The 17,994-nt window shown below is 53.4% G+C and carries 9 protein-coding genes and 1 pseudogene; 6 read left to right on the forward strand and 4 right to left on the reverse strand.

The annotated features are described in order from the left end of the window. Positions 1-59: 59 nt before the first annotated feature. From IPI63_RS00495 to IPI63_RS00505, 3 genes are all read left to right on the forward strand, one after another. Positions 60-1,307: a PQQ-binding-like beta-propeller repeat protein gene (locus tag IPI63_RS00495; RefSeq protein WP_292476032.1), complete on the forward strand. Its 1,248-nt coding sequence runs from the start codon at positions 60-62 to the stop codon at positions 1,305-1,307. Between the two features lies 1 nt (position 1,308). Further along, positions 1,309-9,402, forward strand: coding sequence for a PKD domain-containing protein (locus IPI63_RS00500; protein WP_292476033.1), 8,094 nt, complete (start codon positions 1,309-1,311; stop codon positions 9,400-9,402). 98 nt (positions 9,403-9,500) lie between these two features. Beyond that, positions 9,501-11,387, forward strand: a complete 1,887-nt coding sequence (locus tag IPI63_RS00505) for a DUF11 domain-containing protein (protein ID WP_292476035.1) — start codon at positions 9,501-9,503, stop codon at positions 11,385-11,387. A gap of 33 nt (positions 11,388-11,420) precedes the next feature. Here the strand turns inward: IPI63_RS00505 and IPI63_RS00510 are convergent, their stop codons facing one another. Continuing rightward, a complete protein-coding gene (locus IPI63_RS00510; RefSeq protein WP_292478163.1) occupies positions 11,421-12,407 on the reverse strand; it encodes a transposase in 987 nt (328 codons plus the stop codon). Positions 12,408-12,609: 202 nt separating this feature from the next. Here IPI63_RS00510 and IPI63_RS00515 point away from each other — a divergent pair. Continuing rightward, positions 12,610-13,054: pseudogene (locus tag IPI63_RS00515) on the forward strand (IS701 family transposase); the annotation flags it as partial. Between the two features lie 103 nt (positions 13,055-13,157). Here IPI63_RS00515 and IPI63_RS00520 read toward each other — a convergent pair. Beyond that, positions 13,158-14,546, reverse strand: coding sequence for a helical backbone metal receptor (locus IPI63_RS00520; RefSeq protein ID WP_292476036.1), 1,389 nt, complete (start codon positions 14,544-14,546; stop codon positions 13,158-13,160). A gap of 386 nt (positions 14,547-14,932) precedes the next feature. Here IPI63_RS00520 and rhuM point away from each other — a divergent pair, with 386 nt between their 5' ends. Both rhuM and IPI63_RS00530 read left to right on the forward strand, forming a co-directional pair. After that, entirely contained in the window at positions 14,933-15,172 is a 240-nt protein-coding gene (gene rhuM, locus IPI63_RS00525) for a RhuM family protein (protein WP_292478165.1), read from the forward strand. Between the two features lie 50 nt (positions 15,173-15,222). Then, complete coding sequence (locus tag IPI63_RS00530) at positions 15,223-15,987, forward strand: hypothetical protein (protein ID WP_214064460.1); 765 nt, start codon at positions 15,223-15,225, stop codon at positions 15,985-15,987. A gap of 130 nt (positions 15,988-16,117) precedes the next feature. Here the strand turns inward: IPI63_RS00530 and IPI63_RS00535 are convergent, their stop codons facing one another. Both IPI63_RS00535 and IPI63_RS00540 read right to left on the reverse strand, forming a co-directional pair. After that, positions 16,118-17,098, reverse strand: coding sequence for a hypothetical protein (locus tag IPI63_RS00535; protein WP_292476038.1), 981 nt, complete (start codon positions 17,096-17,098; stop codon positions 16,118-16,120). A 66-nt stretch (positions 17,099-17,164) separates the two neighbouring features. Continuing rightward, complete coding sequence (locus tag IPI63_RS00540; protein WP_292476040.1) at positions 17,165-17,977, reverse strand: hypothetical protein; 813 nt, start codon at positions 17,975-17,977, stop codon at positions 17,165-17,167. Positions 17,978-17,994: the final 17 nt, after the last annotated feature.

Here is a 17,994-nt window from a genome sequence, read left to right on the forward strand (position 1 = left end):
AAACAAACTGGGTTTCATTTGATCCAGCAATTTGGTGCAGATCAATTTGGATGATCGTTATGAAGAATATTTGCGAAATATTGGGTTTCGGCCTTGCTCTGCTGCTCGTCACGACGGCTACGGCCTTTGGGGATGCCCGAGTGCCTGAGCCGAGCGGGGGAGAAGCCTTTGGAGACTGGCCTCAGTTCCACCTCGATCCCGAGCATACAGGCGCCTCTACATCGACGGATTCCAGGACTAACCAGATGGCATGGGTTAGCGAGGAGATAGGTGCCGTGGAAGGGGCGTCTGTATCGGTGGCCGAGGGGCGGATCTACGTCAACTGCAACCACCAGTTCGTCTGCCTGGACCAGCTCTCTGGGGATGTACTCTGGAATGCGACCTTCGAGCCGAACCCCTACGGATCGTGGTCCACTCCTGCGTACAATGAAGGCAGGGTCTTCTTCTCCAACTGGGGAACCTCATGCCATGATGCCGCAAACGGAAGTGAAATCTGGAGATTTGTTCCGCCCACGAACCTGTCAGCGGTCAATGGCGGTCCGGTTGTAGCCGGGGGTAGAGTAATCGTCAGCGACTGGGACGGTCAGCATTACTACTGTCTTGATGAAAAGACGGGAGACGAGCTGTGGAACTTCTCCGTAGGAAGCGCTTATGCTCAATCCACACCAGCTGTTTCAGGCAACAGGGTCGTCCTCGGGGGTTGGGAATGGAACAGCGGTATAGGAGGGGAGATCTACTGCCTGAACCTGAACGATGGAACGGAGATCTGGAACATCTCCACAGATAACCATCCTTGCGGGTCTGCAGCGATCTCCGATGAGCGGGTTTATATGACAACCTACAACTTCTACGGCGATGGGGACCTGTATGCTCTCTCCCTTGAGAACGGCTCAATCCTCTGGAACAAGACGGTCCAGCGGACGGACTCGACGCCGGTCCTGGCAGGAGGGAAGGTCTATCTCTCCGGCGGATGCGACGGTTTCAGCGACCTTCAGACCTACTGCTTTGATGCCGCCAATGGCGAGCTCGTCTGGGTGACGGATGTGGCCGAGAGGCTCGGCGATTGGAGGTGCTCCCTGGCTCATGCCGGAGATCTGGTCTTCGTCGGCAGGGCGGACTATGATAGTTTCGTCGGGACTTATGCCCTCAATGCCACCACCGGCGAGCAGGTCTGGAGCTATCCGGCAGGTGGCTCTTCTCCAGTGGTGGCGGACGGGATGGTCTTCACCGCTGGCCGCGGCAGGGTATATGCCTTCAGCCTGGCAAATCTTGATATCATTTCTTCAGACGAGATGGGAGGCAACTAGCTTGAGAGAAAAAAGTCCTATTGTGCTCTTCTGGAGCATGGCATTGATATTGGCGAGTCTGGCGACATCGGTTGCGGCTGCAGAGGTGACGCTCGAGGGTGGGATCAACGGGTCTTTGGGCGATGATGTATCATCCGGCGTAGCCAGAGCCATCGATTATGTGCTCTCCTGCCAGAATGACGACGGGGGCTTTGGCAACGGCATCGGTAAGCCCAGCGACCAGAGGGAGACCTCAGAGGCTGCTATGGCTCTGGCCCTGGCTGGCGGCCTCGACAGGGCGACAAAGGGCGACGTTTTAGGCTATCTCGCCGCAAATCCGCCCTCGACCAACCTTTCCAACTATGCAGGCAACCTTGGCCGGTACATGATGGGCGTCGTTGCCGCGGGCGGTAACCCCTATGACCTCGGCGGCGTGAACTACGTCGAGCTGCTCAAGACCGAGGCGAGGAAGGGCAATAACTCGAACCTCTTTTCCCAAGCCCTGGTGCCATTGGGCCTGGCCGCTGCGGGAGAGCCCAATTGCGTCGAGGCCCAGCAGGGCATAGCCTTCCTGATGGAGAAGCAGGGGGCAAACGGCAACTGGTTCGGCATCGACACCACAAGTCTTGTGATCCTAGCCTTGATCGCCTCTGGCGAAGATCCGTCCTCTGAGTCCGTACAGAGGGCGGTCTCCTGGCTTGAGTCGGTCCAGAACGAAGATGGAGGCTTCCCGGCCGACGGGGGGAGCACACAACCCTCCAACTCCAACAGCGAGAACCTGGCCATCATGGCCATCTACGCCATTGGCGACGACCCGTCGACATGGGTCAAGAACGGCCAAACGCCCATCGACCATCTCATAAGCCTCCAGCAGGAAAATGGTCAGATCAATTGGACATCGAGCAATGCGGGCTATATGCCGATGCAGAGCACTGCCTGGGGAGTCATAGCTCTCTCGAAGCAATGGCTCCCCACGGCCATCTACGGTGATACCACTACTGCCCCGGTGGCGGACTTCTCCGCTAACGTGACGCGTGGAGTGGCCCCGTTGGCTGTAGAGTTCACGGATGTGTCGACCAACACCCCAACCTCCTGGGCCTGGGACTTCGATAACGATGGTAGCGTGGACTCGACCGAACAGAACCCGAGCTACACCTACTCAACCGCCGGAACCTACACCGTCAACCTGACGGCGACCAACAGTGCCGGTAGCGACTCTGAGATCAAGACCGGCTACATCACAGTGGGGCTGCAGGTCCTGTACGACGAGACGGTGAACCTGACCTCCGGTCAGACCTTCGACTTCACCGCCAAGGACGGAACGGTCTACACTGACCTTCCCATCGAGACCGATCTGGGAGCCTTGCAGAGTACTGGCCTCGACTTCGTGGCCAACGACGAATGGTATGACCTCTACGGTTCTTTCTTCCTGGAGTCGATTGAAGGCGTGGAGAACGCTGCCGACTGGTCCTACTCCTGGGCCATCTACATCAATGATGTCTATGCCTCCGTTGGTCTATCCCAGAACACCCTGGAGGACGGGGACAACGTAAAGTTCTACTACCTCCCCTACGACCCGGTGAGCTATGAAGCGCTGATTGACCAGGCACTCTACCTGGTTGACATAGACGTGGACATCACCTCCGCCCCGGTGGCGAACTTCACCGCTAATGTGACCAGCGGAGTTGACCCGTTGACAGTTCAGTTCACAGACCTCTCGACCAACGCCCCCACCTCCTGGGCCTGGGACTTTGAGAACGACGGCACAGTGGACTCGACTGAGCAGAACCCAATCTACACCTACTCCACCGCTGGAACATACACCGTCAACCTGACTGTGAGCAACGCCGGCGGCTCGGACGAAGAGATAAAGACCGACTACATCACAGTGGGGCTGCAGGTCCTGTACGACGAGACGGTGAACCTGACCTCCGGTCAGACCTTCGACTTCACCGCCAAGGACGGAACGGTCTACACTGACCTTCCCATCGAGACCGATCTGGGAGCCTTGCAGAGTACTGGCCTCGACTTCGTGGCCAACGACGAATGGTATGACCTCTACGGTTCTTTCTTCCTGGAGTCGATTGAAGGCGTGGAGAACGCTGCCGACTGGTCCTACTCCTGGGCCATCTACATCAACGATGTCTATGCCTCCGTTGGTCTATCCCAGAACACCCTGGAGGACGGGGACAACGTAAAGTTCTACTACCTCCCCTACGACCCGGTGAGCTACGAAGCGCTGATTGACCAGGCACTCTACCTGGTTGACATAGACGTGGACATCACCTCCGCCCCGGTGGCGAACTTCACCGCTAATGTGACCAGCGGAGTTGACCCGTTGACAGTTCAGTTCACAGACCTCTCGACCAACGCCCCCACCTCCTGGGCCTGGGACTTCGAGAATGATGGTACAGTGGACTCAACAGAGCAGAACCCGATCTACACCTACTCCAGTGCTGGAACATACACTGTGAAGCTGGTGGTAAGCAATTCTGGCGGCTCGGATGACGAGATAAAGACCGACTACATCACAGTGGGGCTGCAGGTCCTGTACGACGACATGGTGAACCTGACCTCCGGTCAGACCTTCGACTTCACCGCCAAGGACGGAACGGTCTACACTGACCTTCCCATCGAGACCGATCTGGGAGCCTTGCAGAGTACTGGCCTCGACTTCGTGGCCAACGACGAATGGTATGACCTCTACGGTTCTTTCTTCCTGGAGTCGATTGAAGGCGTGGAGAACGCTGCCGACTGGTCCTACTCCTGGGCCACCTACATCAACGATGTCTATGCCTCCGTTGGTCTATCCCAGAACACCCTGGAGGATGGGGACAACGTAAAGTTCTACTACCTCCCCTACGAACCAGGAACCAACGCACCGTTGATTGAGCAGGCACTCTACCTGGTTGACATAGACGTGGACATCACCTCCGCCCCGGTGGCAAACTTCGCCGCTAATGTGACCAGCGGAGTTGACCCGTTGACAGTTCAGTTCACAGACCTCTCGACCAACTCCCCCACCTCCTGGGCCTGGGACTTCGAGAATGATGGTAGCGTGGACTCGACAGAGCAGAACCCGATCTACACCTACTCCAGTGCTGGAACATACACTGTGAAGCTGGTGGTAAGCAATTCTGGCGGCTCGGATGACGAGATAAAGACCGACTACATCACAGTGGGGCTGCAGGTCCTGTACGACGACACGGTGAACCTGACCTCCGGTCAGACCTTCGACTTCACCGCCAAGGACGGAACGGTCTACACTGACCTTCCCATCGAGAGTGATCTGGGAGCCTTGCAGAGTACTGGCCTCGACTTCGTGGCCAACGACGAATGGTATGACCTCTACGGTTCTTTCTTCCTGGAGTCGATTGAAGGCGTGGAGAACGCTGCCGACTGGTCCTACTCCTGGGCCATCTACATCAACGATGTCTATGCCTCCGTTGGTCTATCCCAGAACACCCTGGAGGACGGGGACAACGTAAAGTTCTACTACCTGCCCTACGACCCGGTGAGCTATGAAGCGCTGATTGACCAGGCACTCTACCTGGTTGACATAGACGTGGACATCACCTCCGCCCCGGTGGCGAACTTCACCGCTAATGTGACCAGCGGAGTCGCCCCGCTCACCGTTCAGTTCACCGACCTCTCGACGAACTCCCCGACCTCTTGGGCCTGGGACTTCGAGAATGATGGTATCGTGGACTCAACCCAACAGAACCCGAGCTACACCTACTCCACCGCTGGAACATACACCGTCAACCTGACTGTGGGCAACGCCGGCGGCTCGGACGAAGAGATAAAGACCGACTACATCACGGTCAGCACGCCGGTGAGCGCTCCGGTGGCGAACTTCTCCGCTACCCCCACGAGCGGCGGCGCTCCCCTAACAGTGCAGTTCACCGACCTGTCGACGAACTCTCCGACCTCCTGGGCCTGGGACTTTGAGAACGACGGCACAGTGGACTCGACTGAGCAGAACCCAAGCTACACCTACTCCACCGCTGGAACATACACCGTCAAGCTGACTGCGAGCAACGCCGGTGGTTCGGACGATGAGATCAAGAGCGCGTACGTGACCGCCATCAACCTCAAGATCTACTCGACCGCGTATGAGAACACCAACCTCGGCGCTCCGGATCCCGCAATAGCAGCAAGCAGCTCCGCCTTTGTGGCTTGGGCATCCACTGTGGTGGACTACAGCCCGGCCAACCAGACGAACAACTTCAAGGACCCCTCCAATGCCCTCGGCCCGGTGACCGGTAGCAACACGCACATCGTAAGCCTGGGCGACCTGACTCAGGAGCAGATCAACGCCGGCGAGCTTCCCGGCTCGTTGACCCTGGGCTTCGACGTGATCATAACCAACGGCGCCGGTCCGGACTTCGCGGCCTTCGAGAACGGGTTCGGTAGTCAGACCTCCATATTCGCTGAGCTAGGGTATGTGGAGGTGTCCACCGATGGGGTGACCTTCGCCCGCTTCCCGAGCGTATCGCTTACCCCCGGACGGGTGGGAGGCTATGGGACCATCGATCCCACCGGCGTGTACAACCTGGTGGGCAAGCATGCCTTTAAATACGGCACACCGTTCGACCTGAGCGACCTTGCTGATGACCCGGCGGTGGTCAGCGGGGCCGTGGACCTGAACAACATCAACTATGTACGCATCGTGGATATCCCGGGCAGCGGGGACTTCAAGGATTCCGAAGGCCGCCCGATATACGATGCGTGGGTCACATTCGGCTCCGGCGGAGTGGACTTTGATGCCCTGGGAGTGATCAACGCAGTCCCGAAAGTAGCGAAAATCGAGGTCAGCAAGACGGCCAATGTTACCGAGGCCTGCTTAGGAGATATCATAGGCTACAGCATCCTGGTGAACAACACCGGCAATGTCGCTCTAAACAACGTCACAGCCTACGATAACCTCACAGATCACCAGGAGAGCATCGGCTCTCTTGCTCCCGGCCAGAGCTTCAGCTTTAACCAGAGCTATCAGGTTACCGAATTGGACCTCTGCAAGCCTCTGGTCAACAACATTACAGTCAACGGCACCTCCACGACAGGAGTAGAGGTCGAGAGCTCAAGCCTCAAGACCGTCGAGATGGTATCCAATCCGGCGATCTCTGTGAGCAAGACGGCCAATGTTACCCAGGCCGAGGTCGGGGATGTTGTAGGCTACACCATCCTGGTGAACAACACCGGCGATGTATCTCTAAATAACGTCAAAGCCTACGACAACCTGACCGGCCAGACAGAGAATATAGGGACTCTGGCGGCCGGCACGAGCTACAGCTTCAGCCTAACCCGCCAGGTGGCCGCGGAGGATGCGGGCAAGGTCGTTGTAAATAATGTAACCGCCAACGGTACCAGCCCCTGCGGCGACCTGGTTGAGGGCTACGGTACTGTGTCTGTCACCGTCGAGAAAGAGGTGGTATCTAATCCTGCAATCGCCGTAAACAAGAGGGCTAACGTGACTGAAGCAGGAATAGGTGATGTTGTGAGCTACAAGATCTGGGTGAACAACACCGGCGATGTCGTTCTAAACAGCGTCACCGCCTACGACAACCTCACAGATCACCAGGAGAGCATCGGCTCTCTTGCTCCCGGCCAGAGCTTCAGCTTCGAGCAGACCTATAAAGTTGCAGAGAACGACCTCTGCAAGCCTCTGGTCAACAACGTGACAGCCAGCGGCACCACCACGTCTAGCGCAACGGTCGAAAGCTTCGACATCGAGACCGTCGAGATGGTATCCAATCCGGCGATCTCGGTGAGCAAGACTGCCAATGTTACTGAGGCAAAGGTTGGAGACTTTGTGGGCTACAAGATCTGGGTGAACAACACCGGCGATGTCTCTCTGACCAGCGTCACGGCCCATGACGACCTGACCGGCCAGACAAAAAATATTGGGACCCTGGCGGCTGGCGAGAGCTACAGCTTCAGCCTAACCCGCCAGGTGCCTTCGGGCGATTCGGGCAAGGTCATCGTAAATAAAGTTACAGTCACAGGCATGAGCCCCTGTGGCGCCCTGGCTGAGGGCTATGGTACTGCGTCTGTTGCAGTTGAGAGGGTATCTCCTGCAACTCCTGCAATCTCTGTAAACAAGATGGCCAACGTGACTGAAGCAGGATTAGGCGACGTTGTGGGCTATAAGATCTGGGTGAACAACACCGGTGGTGTCGCTCTGAATAGCGTCATGGTCTCCGATAGCCTCACAGGTTACCGGAAGAACATAGGTTCTCTCGCTCCCGGCCAGACCTTCAGCTTCGAGCAGACCTATAAAGTTAAAGAGAAAGACCTCTGCAAGCCTCTGGTCAACAAAGCGAGTGCAACCGGCAGAGCCACGGCGGGCGTAAGGGTCGAGAGCTCCAGCACCAAGACAGTCGATATGATATCTCACCCTGCGATCACAGTGACCAAGGTTGCGAGCATGACCTCGGCCAGTGTCGGCGATGTTGTCCGTTATACCGTCTGGGTGAACAACACGGGCGACGTCTCTTTGAAGAACGTCAGAGCTTACGATAACCTGACCGGCCAGACAAAAAATATTGGGACCCTGGCGGCTGGCGAGAGCTACAGCTTCAGCCTATCCCGCAAGGTGCCTTCGAGCGATTCGGGCAAGGTAGTGGTAAATAAAGTTACAGCCAAAGGCATGACCCCCTGCAGCTCTCAGATTGAGGGCTATGGTACTGCGTCAGTTACCATCGGGCAGGTATCTCCTCCTGCCATTGCCGTAACCAAGATGGCCAACGTGACTGAGGCCGGCTTAGGAGATGTCATCGGCTATAAGATCTGGGTGAACAACACCGGTGGTGTCGCTCTGAATAGCGTCATGGTCTCCGATAGCCTCACAGGTTACCGGAAGAACATAGGTTCTCTCGCTCCCGGCCAGACCTTCAGCTTCGAGCAGACCTATAAAGTTAAAGAGAAAGACCTCTGCAAGCCTCTGGTCAACAAAGCGAGTGCAACCGGCAGAGCCGCGGCGGGCGTAAGGGTCGAGAGCTCCAGCACCAAGACAGTCGATATGATATCTCACCCTGCGATCACAGTGACCAAGGTTGCGAGCATGACCTCGGCCAGTGTCGGCGATGTTGTCCGTTATACCATCTGGGTGAACAACACGGGCGACGTCTCTTTGAAGAACGTCAGAGCTTACGATAACCTGACCGGCCAGACAAAGAGTATAGGAACTCTGTCACCCGGCAAGAGCTACAGCTTCAGCCTATCCCGCAAGGTGCCCTCGGGCGATTCGGGCAAGGTAGTGGTAAATAAAGTTACAGCCAAAGGCATGACCCCCTGCAGCTCTCAGATTGAGGGCTATGGTACTGCGTCAGTTACCATCGGGCAGGTATCTCGTTCTGCAATGGCAGCAAACAAGACGGCTAACGTGACTGAAGCAGGATTAGGCGATGTTGTGGGCAACATGACTGGGATGAACAACACCTTGAACAACACTGTGAACAACACCTTGAACAACAGCGTGAACAATACTGGCGCATCAGGTACGATCAACAGTGCGATATTAACCAATTCCAGCGAGAACACAAGCACAATCTCGGCGCCAGCCGTGCCAGAAGTGCCCGAGAACCCTGTAGATGCAAAGACGACAAAAGACAATGAGACCTCAACTCTGCCAGGAGTCTTGCCCGAGAACAATGGCACAACAAGGCTCGATTTCGGAAATGGCATCCAGGTTTATGTGGTTCAAGAGAAAGATCACCTATTGAGCAGCTATGCAACCATAATCCCGAACGACGGGCTGGCAAATGAATCCAGCCAGGGATCGATCGAGCAGAGTTCATCTCCAGCTTCGGATAAGGTCAATGCTACAGAAAATAGTACAACACTCAACGCAGGGAATGAATCAGCTATGCTGAAAAACGAGGCCGATACATTGCTGGCGCAAACGAATTCTACATCTGAGTCCCTGGCTAATCAATCGACTCCTACGTCTACAATTAGTGCAGCAAACATAACCACATCATTGCCTGCGGTTCAACCGCCAGCTATTTCACCAACCATGAACCGCACCATGAACAGCAGCATTAACACCTCGAACTGGCATAACCTGCACAACAAAGATCCAGTGATTCATTGGGCTCGTTCAGAGAAATGAGTCGGGAGATCCTTGGAAGATAACACCTGAAGGGAGAGATAGAGATAAATATGAAATCCTGGCATCGCATTGCATCTCATTCTCTCCTATTATTTTTGATGATTTTTGCTGCTCTATCCTTTTCTGCCCAGGGCGGCCTATGGATTAATAAGATTTCGGAGACGTCGATCTGTGCCGAGGGGGAGGCTGTCAACTACAATATAAGTTATGGTTATGATGGCATCAGGTCGGCTAATAACGTCTTGATTGAGGATATTCTGCCCAATGTGGACCTGATTAGCGCTTCGCCAGCACCCAGTTCCCAATCAGGAAACATACTTCAATGGAATATCGGAGAACTTAAATCTGGGGAAGGTGAACCTATCCAGGTCAGCGTTCGAGTACGGCATGTCAGAAATATAACCTTTGATGAAAGTTCGTCGGTAAGTGGCGATGGTTTCGTCAACGTTAGAAAGAGCCTGTCCGCTTCCGGGTATGAGGGCCCCGTCCTGGTAAATACCGCCATCATATACGAGAATAACCGGCCAGTTAGTTCTTCCACTTGTACGATAGCCATCCAGGGAGAGCTTGGAACAGATCTTAAGAGCGCAGAGCATGGCAGCGGCAGTTATAGTGAAGAGGAGATCTCTAATCTCAATACCACCGCTGATACAATTATCCTTGCCAAGGACATCTCTGCCACTTACAAGCCCACCACCTTCCATCTGCCCGAGAATAGGACGGTTAGCTTCAGCTCAACCTGGTCTGACCTGACCAGTATAAAGAATCCCCATACAGGCGACTCCTTTGCTGAGAATTATCAATATATGGATGACCTGAAAAAGAGCGGCGGCTACAATAATCATAGCCAAGACCTCTATTCATCCCAATCGAATTTTTCAGGAGGAATAGCCAGTATAGGCTACGTGAAACAAGAGCCTCACACACCGGGTACCAAAGCGACCCGTTTGGAGATCTCCGAGACTTACCACGGTGACTTCCAGACAGAGCAGTCACTCAACGCTGGAAGCTACTCAAAATACGCCAAAGGGACTGGTTTTGCGTCATCGGATGCAAATATGGGATGCGATCTGAGGTCCAGCGAGCACGGAAGCGGCAGCTATGAATCCGAATTGCAATTATCATCTAACACTATTCTTAAAAGCTCAAACATGGTCTACCAGCATAATGACCAATCAGTCGGTGGTCTCAACATCAGTTATAATAATAAGTGGAGCGAGTTCTCATATGTGAGAAATCCAAGCCAGAGCTCGGAGATACTGCAACGCATAAGCTCAGCAGATTACATTCAACAGGAGACGCTGGTAGGGCCTTCTTTCTTGGGGACGACTGGAAGGTTCAATGGAACGGAATATTTTAGGGGCAAGTTTAATGGCATTGATAAGGCAGAAGTTGAAAGAATGTTAATAGGCAACTACAACCTGGATACTACTTTCGCCATGAGCAATGTGGCCAAATACCTCTACCCTCACCTCAATTTAACCAAAATGGTCGTTGCCAACGACGGAAACTACATTACATATTTGATCAACATCACTAATGATGGAAACGAGATTCTGTCTCCGGTACAAGTCGTCGATGTGCTGCCAGAAGGCACTTCATTCTACAGCTCCAGCATGCAGCCAGTTGTACAGGGCCGGGTAGTGAGCTGGTCATTCCTGGCCCTTACTATAGGCGACATACAGAGCATAGAGTTGATAGTCAAGCTCGATTATGAAGGCGCAGATATGTTGAACAGGGTTCAAGCCGTGGCCCAATACGGGAACCGTACCATACTGACTGAGGCCTCCTCTTCCCCCGTGGTTGATGCCATCCCGCAATATAATACCACCACCATCTCCGATACAGGTGCATGGAGACCCCCGTCATGCTTTGATTTGGGGCTAAACCTCAGCGAATGTGATGGTGCAATCCAGCGATATTACAGTGGCAGGGACGACAATACCGGCGGGTGTTGCCCCAAGATAACTAATGTTTTATGGTAACTATTCAGCCCTGCTCGCGGAATCATTAAGAATTCAGACCGCAATCAAAGTTCTCTGAGGAATGAATGGCTTCCCTTCAAAGGCTCCTTGAATAGCATCGATAACTGAACTGGAGTTCTTTTTAACCGTAGAGATATACCCTCTAATGCGGCAAAAAATCTTCGCTCCATCCCAGCTTCTAAAGTTTCCTGAGATTTTTTGCTGGACTTTCATCATTCTCAGATCTCTCTCTGCCTGATTATTGTCAAATGGGACCTCAAAGTCATACATGAAGGCCAAGACTTCTCTCCGATACTTCTGCAATCTCTCTAACAGATTTTGGGCCTTCGTCTTTTGCTGCTTGATGTCCTCTTCGACAGGCCCCAAAATATTGTAACAGGTACGATTGGCGTCGATCAGAGTACTCTGACTTAAACGATGGCCGAAGAGATCAACGAAAGTCTCGCTCAATCGATCAAAGGGCACGAGCTGATATTGATTTAGATAGACGGCAACAGATTTCAAGCGAGTTCCATATTGAACCGGATATGCAACTTCCTTGGGAAAGGCGGCCTTGTTGAGGCAACCGCAATTGGGGCAGGTCTTGCTCTCAGCCTGATGTTCGAATACTTCCACTTTGATAGGAGGCAAATCGAATACTTGACGCCGTTCATAATTCGTTGCTTCAACATCGCATAGAGACCGACCGCAAAATTCACATTTTGTAACCTGATGAACGATCTCGCGATCAGGTTTTTCCGCCATTTCCAGGGTATGTCCCTTATGACCCTTCTGACCGCCTACGGGTCTGCCACTCGGCTTACGCTGACCTTTTATCTTTCTAAAGGTATCCGTAGAGGGCGGTTTGCTGCTATTGCGGCTATTCTTATTGATTTGATCCTCCAATGATTTTACTCTCTCTTCCAGTTCGGCAATCCTTGCTGCTTGTTTATTGATGATTGAGCATAGGATCTGTATGGTTGCAATGACTGCTTCAGGACCTTCCTCATAAATTGCCAGAATATCTTCGCGACTCAACAAAATGGATATGCTTAAATCTGATGAATTGAGGGAATTATCTGGATCGATACCCTTCTTTAGGATTTGATGAGAATTGCGCCCCTCCATTATTACGGTTATATGATTGCAATTAATATTTAAATTTTGGGCCGATTATCGTACGTTATGATTCATGAAGTATCGGAAGGAAAAAAGAGGTTCGACTGGGTGGCTGAATAGTTACAAAAATATTATAATTGATCGCATCGGAGAGGTCAAACTTATTATTTCTAAAAGAAAGAGAGACGGAGGAACAAAGTATATCATAAACTGATAAATCCCTTTCTCCGAAAGAAGTCATATCTATTTATGAGGATAGATGGGATATCGAAACAGCCCGCCGAGAAACAAATCAAAATTGGGGTTCAAGGATTATCAATTAAGGGATAAAAACCCCATTGAGAGATTTATCCAGCTTGTCTTTTCAGTATGGGCTGCAATTCTCTTCTGGGAAATAGACAATCCATCAGCAAAAGACGGCTCAAATCCAAGAACAATGGGCGAGATGATCGATCAAGTAAAATCAGGCACTTGGAGAAACATTTGAATACATCATGATGTATTTTAATTTACCTGTGCCGAAAGGTGGACTACTTCATGTGCTTAAAGGTCTAGGATTGAAAATCTAACAAGGAGAATAATTTGAATAATAAAAAATTAGTAGAAAGTATCTTGGAAAGTGCAGTACAGGATGATACATAAAAATAAAAAAACTTAATTAATCCCGAAATCTTATATCGTTGAATACTCAGTCAGCTTAACCTCTGCATCTTCGTAAGGTATTATGGATGGTTTGGCGCCCGGCTGGTTTGGTCCATACACAGTTCCTTTGATGTTCATATTGCCATCTGCATCCGGTAGGTCCAGGATCGCTTCATTGAACTTCGCAAGCTCGTTCTCATCAGAGCTCTTCAGCCTTATCTCCAGGTCCTCAAGATCTTCCCTGAGCTGAACGGTTGCATTTCCCAGATAAGGATAGATGCCCATCACAGACTTGGAGGCGGTGACAGGATATGTTCCAGCCGGCAGGTTGCTAAAAGCAAAGCTGCCATTGGCATCGGTGATCGTCCTAAGAGCATCCTCTCCATCCTCCTTATCAACCGGGGCATCGGGATAAACCTGATAGATGCCGTCGATTTCCATATCGAAGTATTTCTTTAAAAGCTCCTCGTGAACCTCTCGAGGATCGATATCTCCGAAGAGGTCGGGATGTAACCACTTGGCATAGTAGAGCATGGTCACCATCTCCGAGAGACCGCTTGCCATCTTAATATCAGTGACGTAGATCCGCCCGGTTTTAACGGCATCTATGCTCTCAAAGCCAGGAAGGGACATGATCTCATCTCTTTTGGCCTCCATCTCCTCAATTGTAGGCGTAGTCGCATTGTACTGCTCTTTTGACATGGAGTAGATGATTATCTCTGGATTTTGCTCGATCACCCATTCCATATCCACATGGGGCACAGTGGTCTCCAGATTCGCTGCAATATTTCTGCCGCCTGCTTCAGTAATTCTGGTGTGTCCAGTCGATTTCCTGTTGCCTGTCCAATCGAAATGGCCCATAGACATGAAATAGACCGAGGGTCGATCTTCATCTGCTATCGTCTCTGTTCTATTCAGGATTAAATCATAATATCCAGAGATCTGATCGGCCATAGAGCTTGCTTTCTCCTCCTCTCCTAGAATCCGGCCCATATCGCCGATCACCTGGATCAGAGCATCTATATGCAGGAGGCGGTACCTCAGGACGGGAATTCCGTAGTCCATCAACCTTTGTTCATCATCCTCTGGGAAGAGGCCTCCGGTCTTGGCAATCACAAGATCGGGATTCAACTCGATTATTCTCTCCAGGTCTGCATTTCGACTGGACTTTCCTATTCTCTCCTTTTTTAAAAGAGCAGGGGGCATATCACAGTCATCGGTAATGGCAACTATCAGGTCTGATCTTCCAAGAGAATAGATCGCCTCCGCAGCCCCTGGAGAGAGGCATACAATGCTCTTGGGACTCGCAGGCACAATCACATTCCGGCCGTCCTCGTCGGTGACAGATATGTTCTGCTCTTCTGAGAATGCCGGAGCCAGAAGCAGGGCGAGAATGATTAAATAGGCTTTTACTCTCATTCGATCACCATTAAATTAATTTGTCTTTTTTCAAGTTTATTTGATCTCAGTTAAGCCTTAAATACATTTGGTTCATTCCATGGCCTGAGCGCTGAGGTTGAGGCAAAATCGATTTGTATTGATCAGCGGAGTGAGCCTCAGAGTGGGCAATGAGTTGATCAATGCCGACTCATGCTGGGGAAGTGCAGGAAGAAGACCAGGCGGCGTTACGACCGAGATCTCAAGATATCAGTAATATCCGAGCTTGAGGCAGGCAAGCCACTCGCTCAGATCGCGAATAGGGCATCCATCCCAGTCTTCCTTGCCGATGGAAGGCCATACGTCATCGGGATGGTGAGCATATCTCCACTATTTACAGCGATCACGAGCAGAGCCCCAAGGCAACTATTCGGAAGTTCCTGATAGTTCAAACCGAGGGCAGCCGCCGGATAGAGCGGCTTGTCGGCTTCTACAGCCTGGATATGATCCTGGCCATAGGCTACCGGGTGAGGAGCCACCGGGGCGTCCAGTTCCGCTGCTGGGACACAGAGAAAGGATCGATCCCATGCGGCCGCCAGGCAGAATCATGCAAAATCCAATCTCCACCCTCCGTGCATGATTATATATCTCATAAGAATATCCCTTAAATTATCAGTTCATCCAATAGTTAGGTGATTTTATGAAGTGCAACAGGATTATGCTTATGATCTTTGCGGCAATGCTCGCCGTATGCCTGCTGATTGGAAGCTCCTCTGGCCAGGACTCCTCGGCCTTCAGAGCTGTCAGCTCCAGTCGAACAGACGATCCGGGCCTCGCCGGAATGTTGCGCTGGCTGGACCAGCCGGTCCCCAGACTCCCCTGGTACACTGCAGATGGCTCCTTCTACCGCCAGCCATATAGCGAGAGCACATTCTACCCTTACAGAGAGTATCATTCGACGGCAAAACCGACAACCGGCGGGATAATAAGCAATCCGGCAAAGTTCGACATCACTGATAGAGCGCCCTCAGTGGTGTACTATGGAGGCGGCGCCGGCCTGCCATACTCTCAGTATGCATCCCTGTCCTCCAAGAGCAACGACCTGTGGATCCAGGGGACGAACAACTGGACGCAATATGCCGTGGTTCCAGTGGGCACCTGGCTGCAACTGGTAGCCCATCTACCGGTCAGCGGAACAGCAGGCTTTTATGAGACCGTCCAGACCGATGCCGTCAGCTCGAAGTATATGACCTATCAGTTCAACTCCGGCTACAATAGCATGAGCTATTATGCAGAGAGCGCGGGAAGACATATGCTCTACTTCGTAGTCAACAGTCAGCCCAGCAATGTGGTGATTGTGGATGTATTCGCCCAGGGCAAGACAGACTCTAAAGTGAGCACCTATCAGCCTCCAAGAGAAAGGTCGATCAATACCCTTGGCAGCGGGGCGAGAGCCGGCAGCTTTGCCACATTGCCACTATAGCCATTGGACAGATGATCGCCACATCCAGCGGCAAGGCCACTGCTACCCCTCCTGGCAAGAGAGCCCCTCCCTTATAAGGCCGGGGCGGCCCTCCGCCTGCGCCTCAAAGCATTCGCCTGCATCTTCCTCCTCAGCCCGGACATCCGCAGATCTCTGAGCTTGGGGGGGTCTTTATATTGCCCAGATCATTGAATCCATCGGGAGAGATCTTGCTGCAGTAGCCCACCCACCAGTCAAAGACCCGGATGCGGACCGGCTGGCTCATGAAGTTGCCCACAAACCAGAAGTAGTGAGGCAGGCCGTCCAGATTTATCCCCTCGCCATTTCCTGTGGTGTCCACGATATAATATCTCTCCTCTCCCGGCAGCTTCACCAGGTTATAGGCATGGCCGGGATGCTCTCCCAGCAGGGACAGGTCATATCCCAGGCTGGCGGCAACCATGACCTCGCTCTTGCTGTAGCCGGCTTTGCGCAGAGCAGTGGCCAGAGCGGCAGCATAATCCACGCACACCCCGGTCTGCAGAATGTTGATTGTGGCATGGGCGGGGAATAGCCCCAGAACGGCACTGTTCTCGCTCATGTTCGTGTCCGAGCGCCAGGCAGAGACGCCCCACTCCTCTGGCCGGCAGGAGAGCCCGGCCACATTCTGGTTGAAGCCCTCCCGGAATGATGTCGTCCCGGCGGGGCTGGGCCAGGTGGTGCGGGTGCATTCCGGATAGCCGGAGCAGCAGGCCTTGAAGAGGGCATAGCCCTGCATGTAGACTGCATCCGGCCCGAAGGCGCGGATGATGTAAAGCCCCCGGCATCGCTTATTGTTGCCTTCAGAGCGATCTCGTGCCCAGGCGCAGGCGGGACTGGAGGCGGTGCCATTGCAGCAACGCACAGCATCCAGCACAATATAGTCCAGATCCGGATGGCAGACCTCAATCTGCTGGCAGGACTCGGTGCCATTGGGCCAGGCGCCCTGGCAGGGGGTGTCCACTGGATAGTACCTGGGCCGGGGGGAGAGATCGCTGCAGGCCGAGGGCGGGGCCACCCCCAGCTCTATGGAATCCCGGAGGGTCTGGCCAGAGGCATCGGCGGTGGTGAGGGTGATGATATGCCATCCCACGCTTAAGCCGCTGCTGGAAAAGGACTGGTTGCTCGATAGGATGCCATCCCGGTCGGAGCACCACAGCTACTGGCAGGGCTCCCTCTCACATGCCCGGGCCTGAAAGAGGATGCTCTCCCCCAGGGAAAAGGTCCGCACATCCTCTGGGGAGGCGATCTTGCCCCAGGGAAGGGCATCATCTGCCGGATTCAGAGGAAGGGCAGCCCCTGGTCTCGCTGCACCGGCCAGGCCCGGCCCGGCCTCATGAGGAACCTGCATGAGCAGAGCTATGACAGCAAATGTGATCAGAGCGCAGAACAGAGCATAGAGGAGTCTGCAGGCACGGCCAGATCCCGCTCCCCGGCCCGTTCCCGGCAGAAATAGACGCCCCTCCAGGAGAGAGATCAGCGCAGCGAGAAGGAAGAGCACCCCGGGGATGGCCCAGGTCTTCCAGCCATATGGAAGGGTGGTTATGGCCAGCTGGGCGATGACGAAGCCTATCAGTCCGGAAGATAAGAGCAATGGAGCACTGCTATTCCTCAGGTATGAATAATAGAGGGCTGCGGCAACGAAAATCAGGAATAAGCAGCCTGCCCATTCCCGGAAGTGGACAAAGAGCAGAAGTGAGATGAGGGCATTCAGAGCCTGCAATATCTGCAGCCCCCTTGCACCCCTCTCCCTTTGCAGGTAGATGGCCATACCCACAGCTCCCGCCAGGGCAAGGTGAATGAATAGAATTCCTCCTGCCCCCGGGGAGATGATATAACCGTACTCCGCCTGCCGGCCAAATGAGGCAAGAGAGGTCAAGAGGGCTAGCAGCCCTATGGCTGCAGAGGAGATGCTGGCCAGAACTCCGGGAAGGGCAAGGAGGGGGCTGGCGCCCCGGGATGAGGAAAGCATCGACTGCCTTGTGATAT

The organism is Methanothrix sp., from assembly GCF_016706325.1.
Taxonomy (GTDB): domain Archaea; phylum Halobacteriota; class Methanosarcinia; order Methanotrichales; family Methanotrichaceae; genus Methanothrix.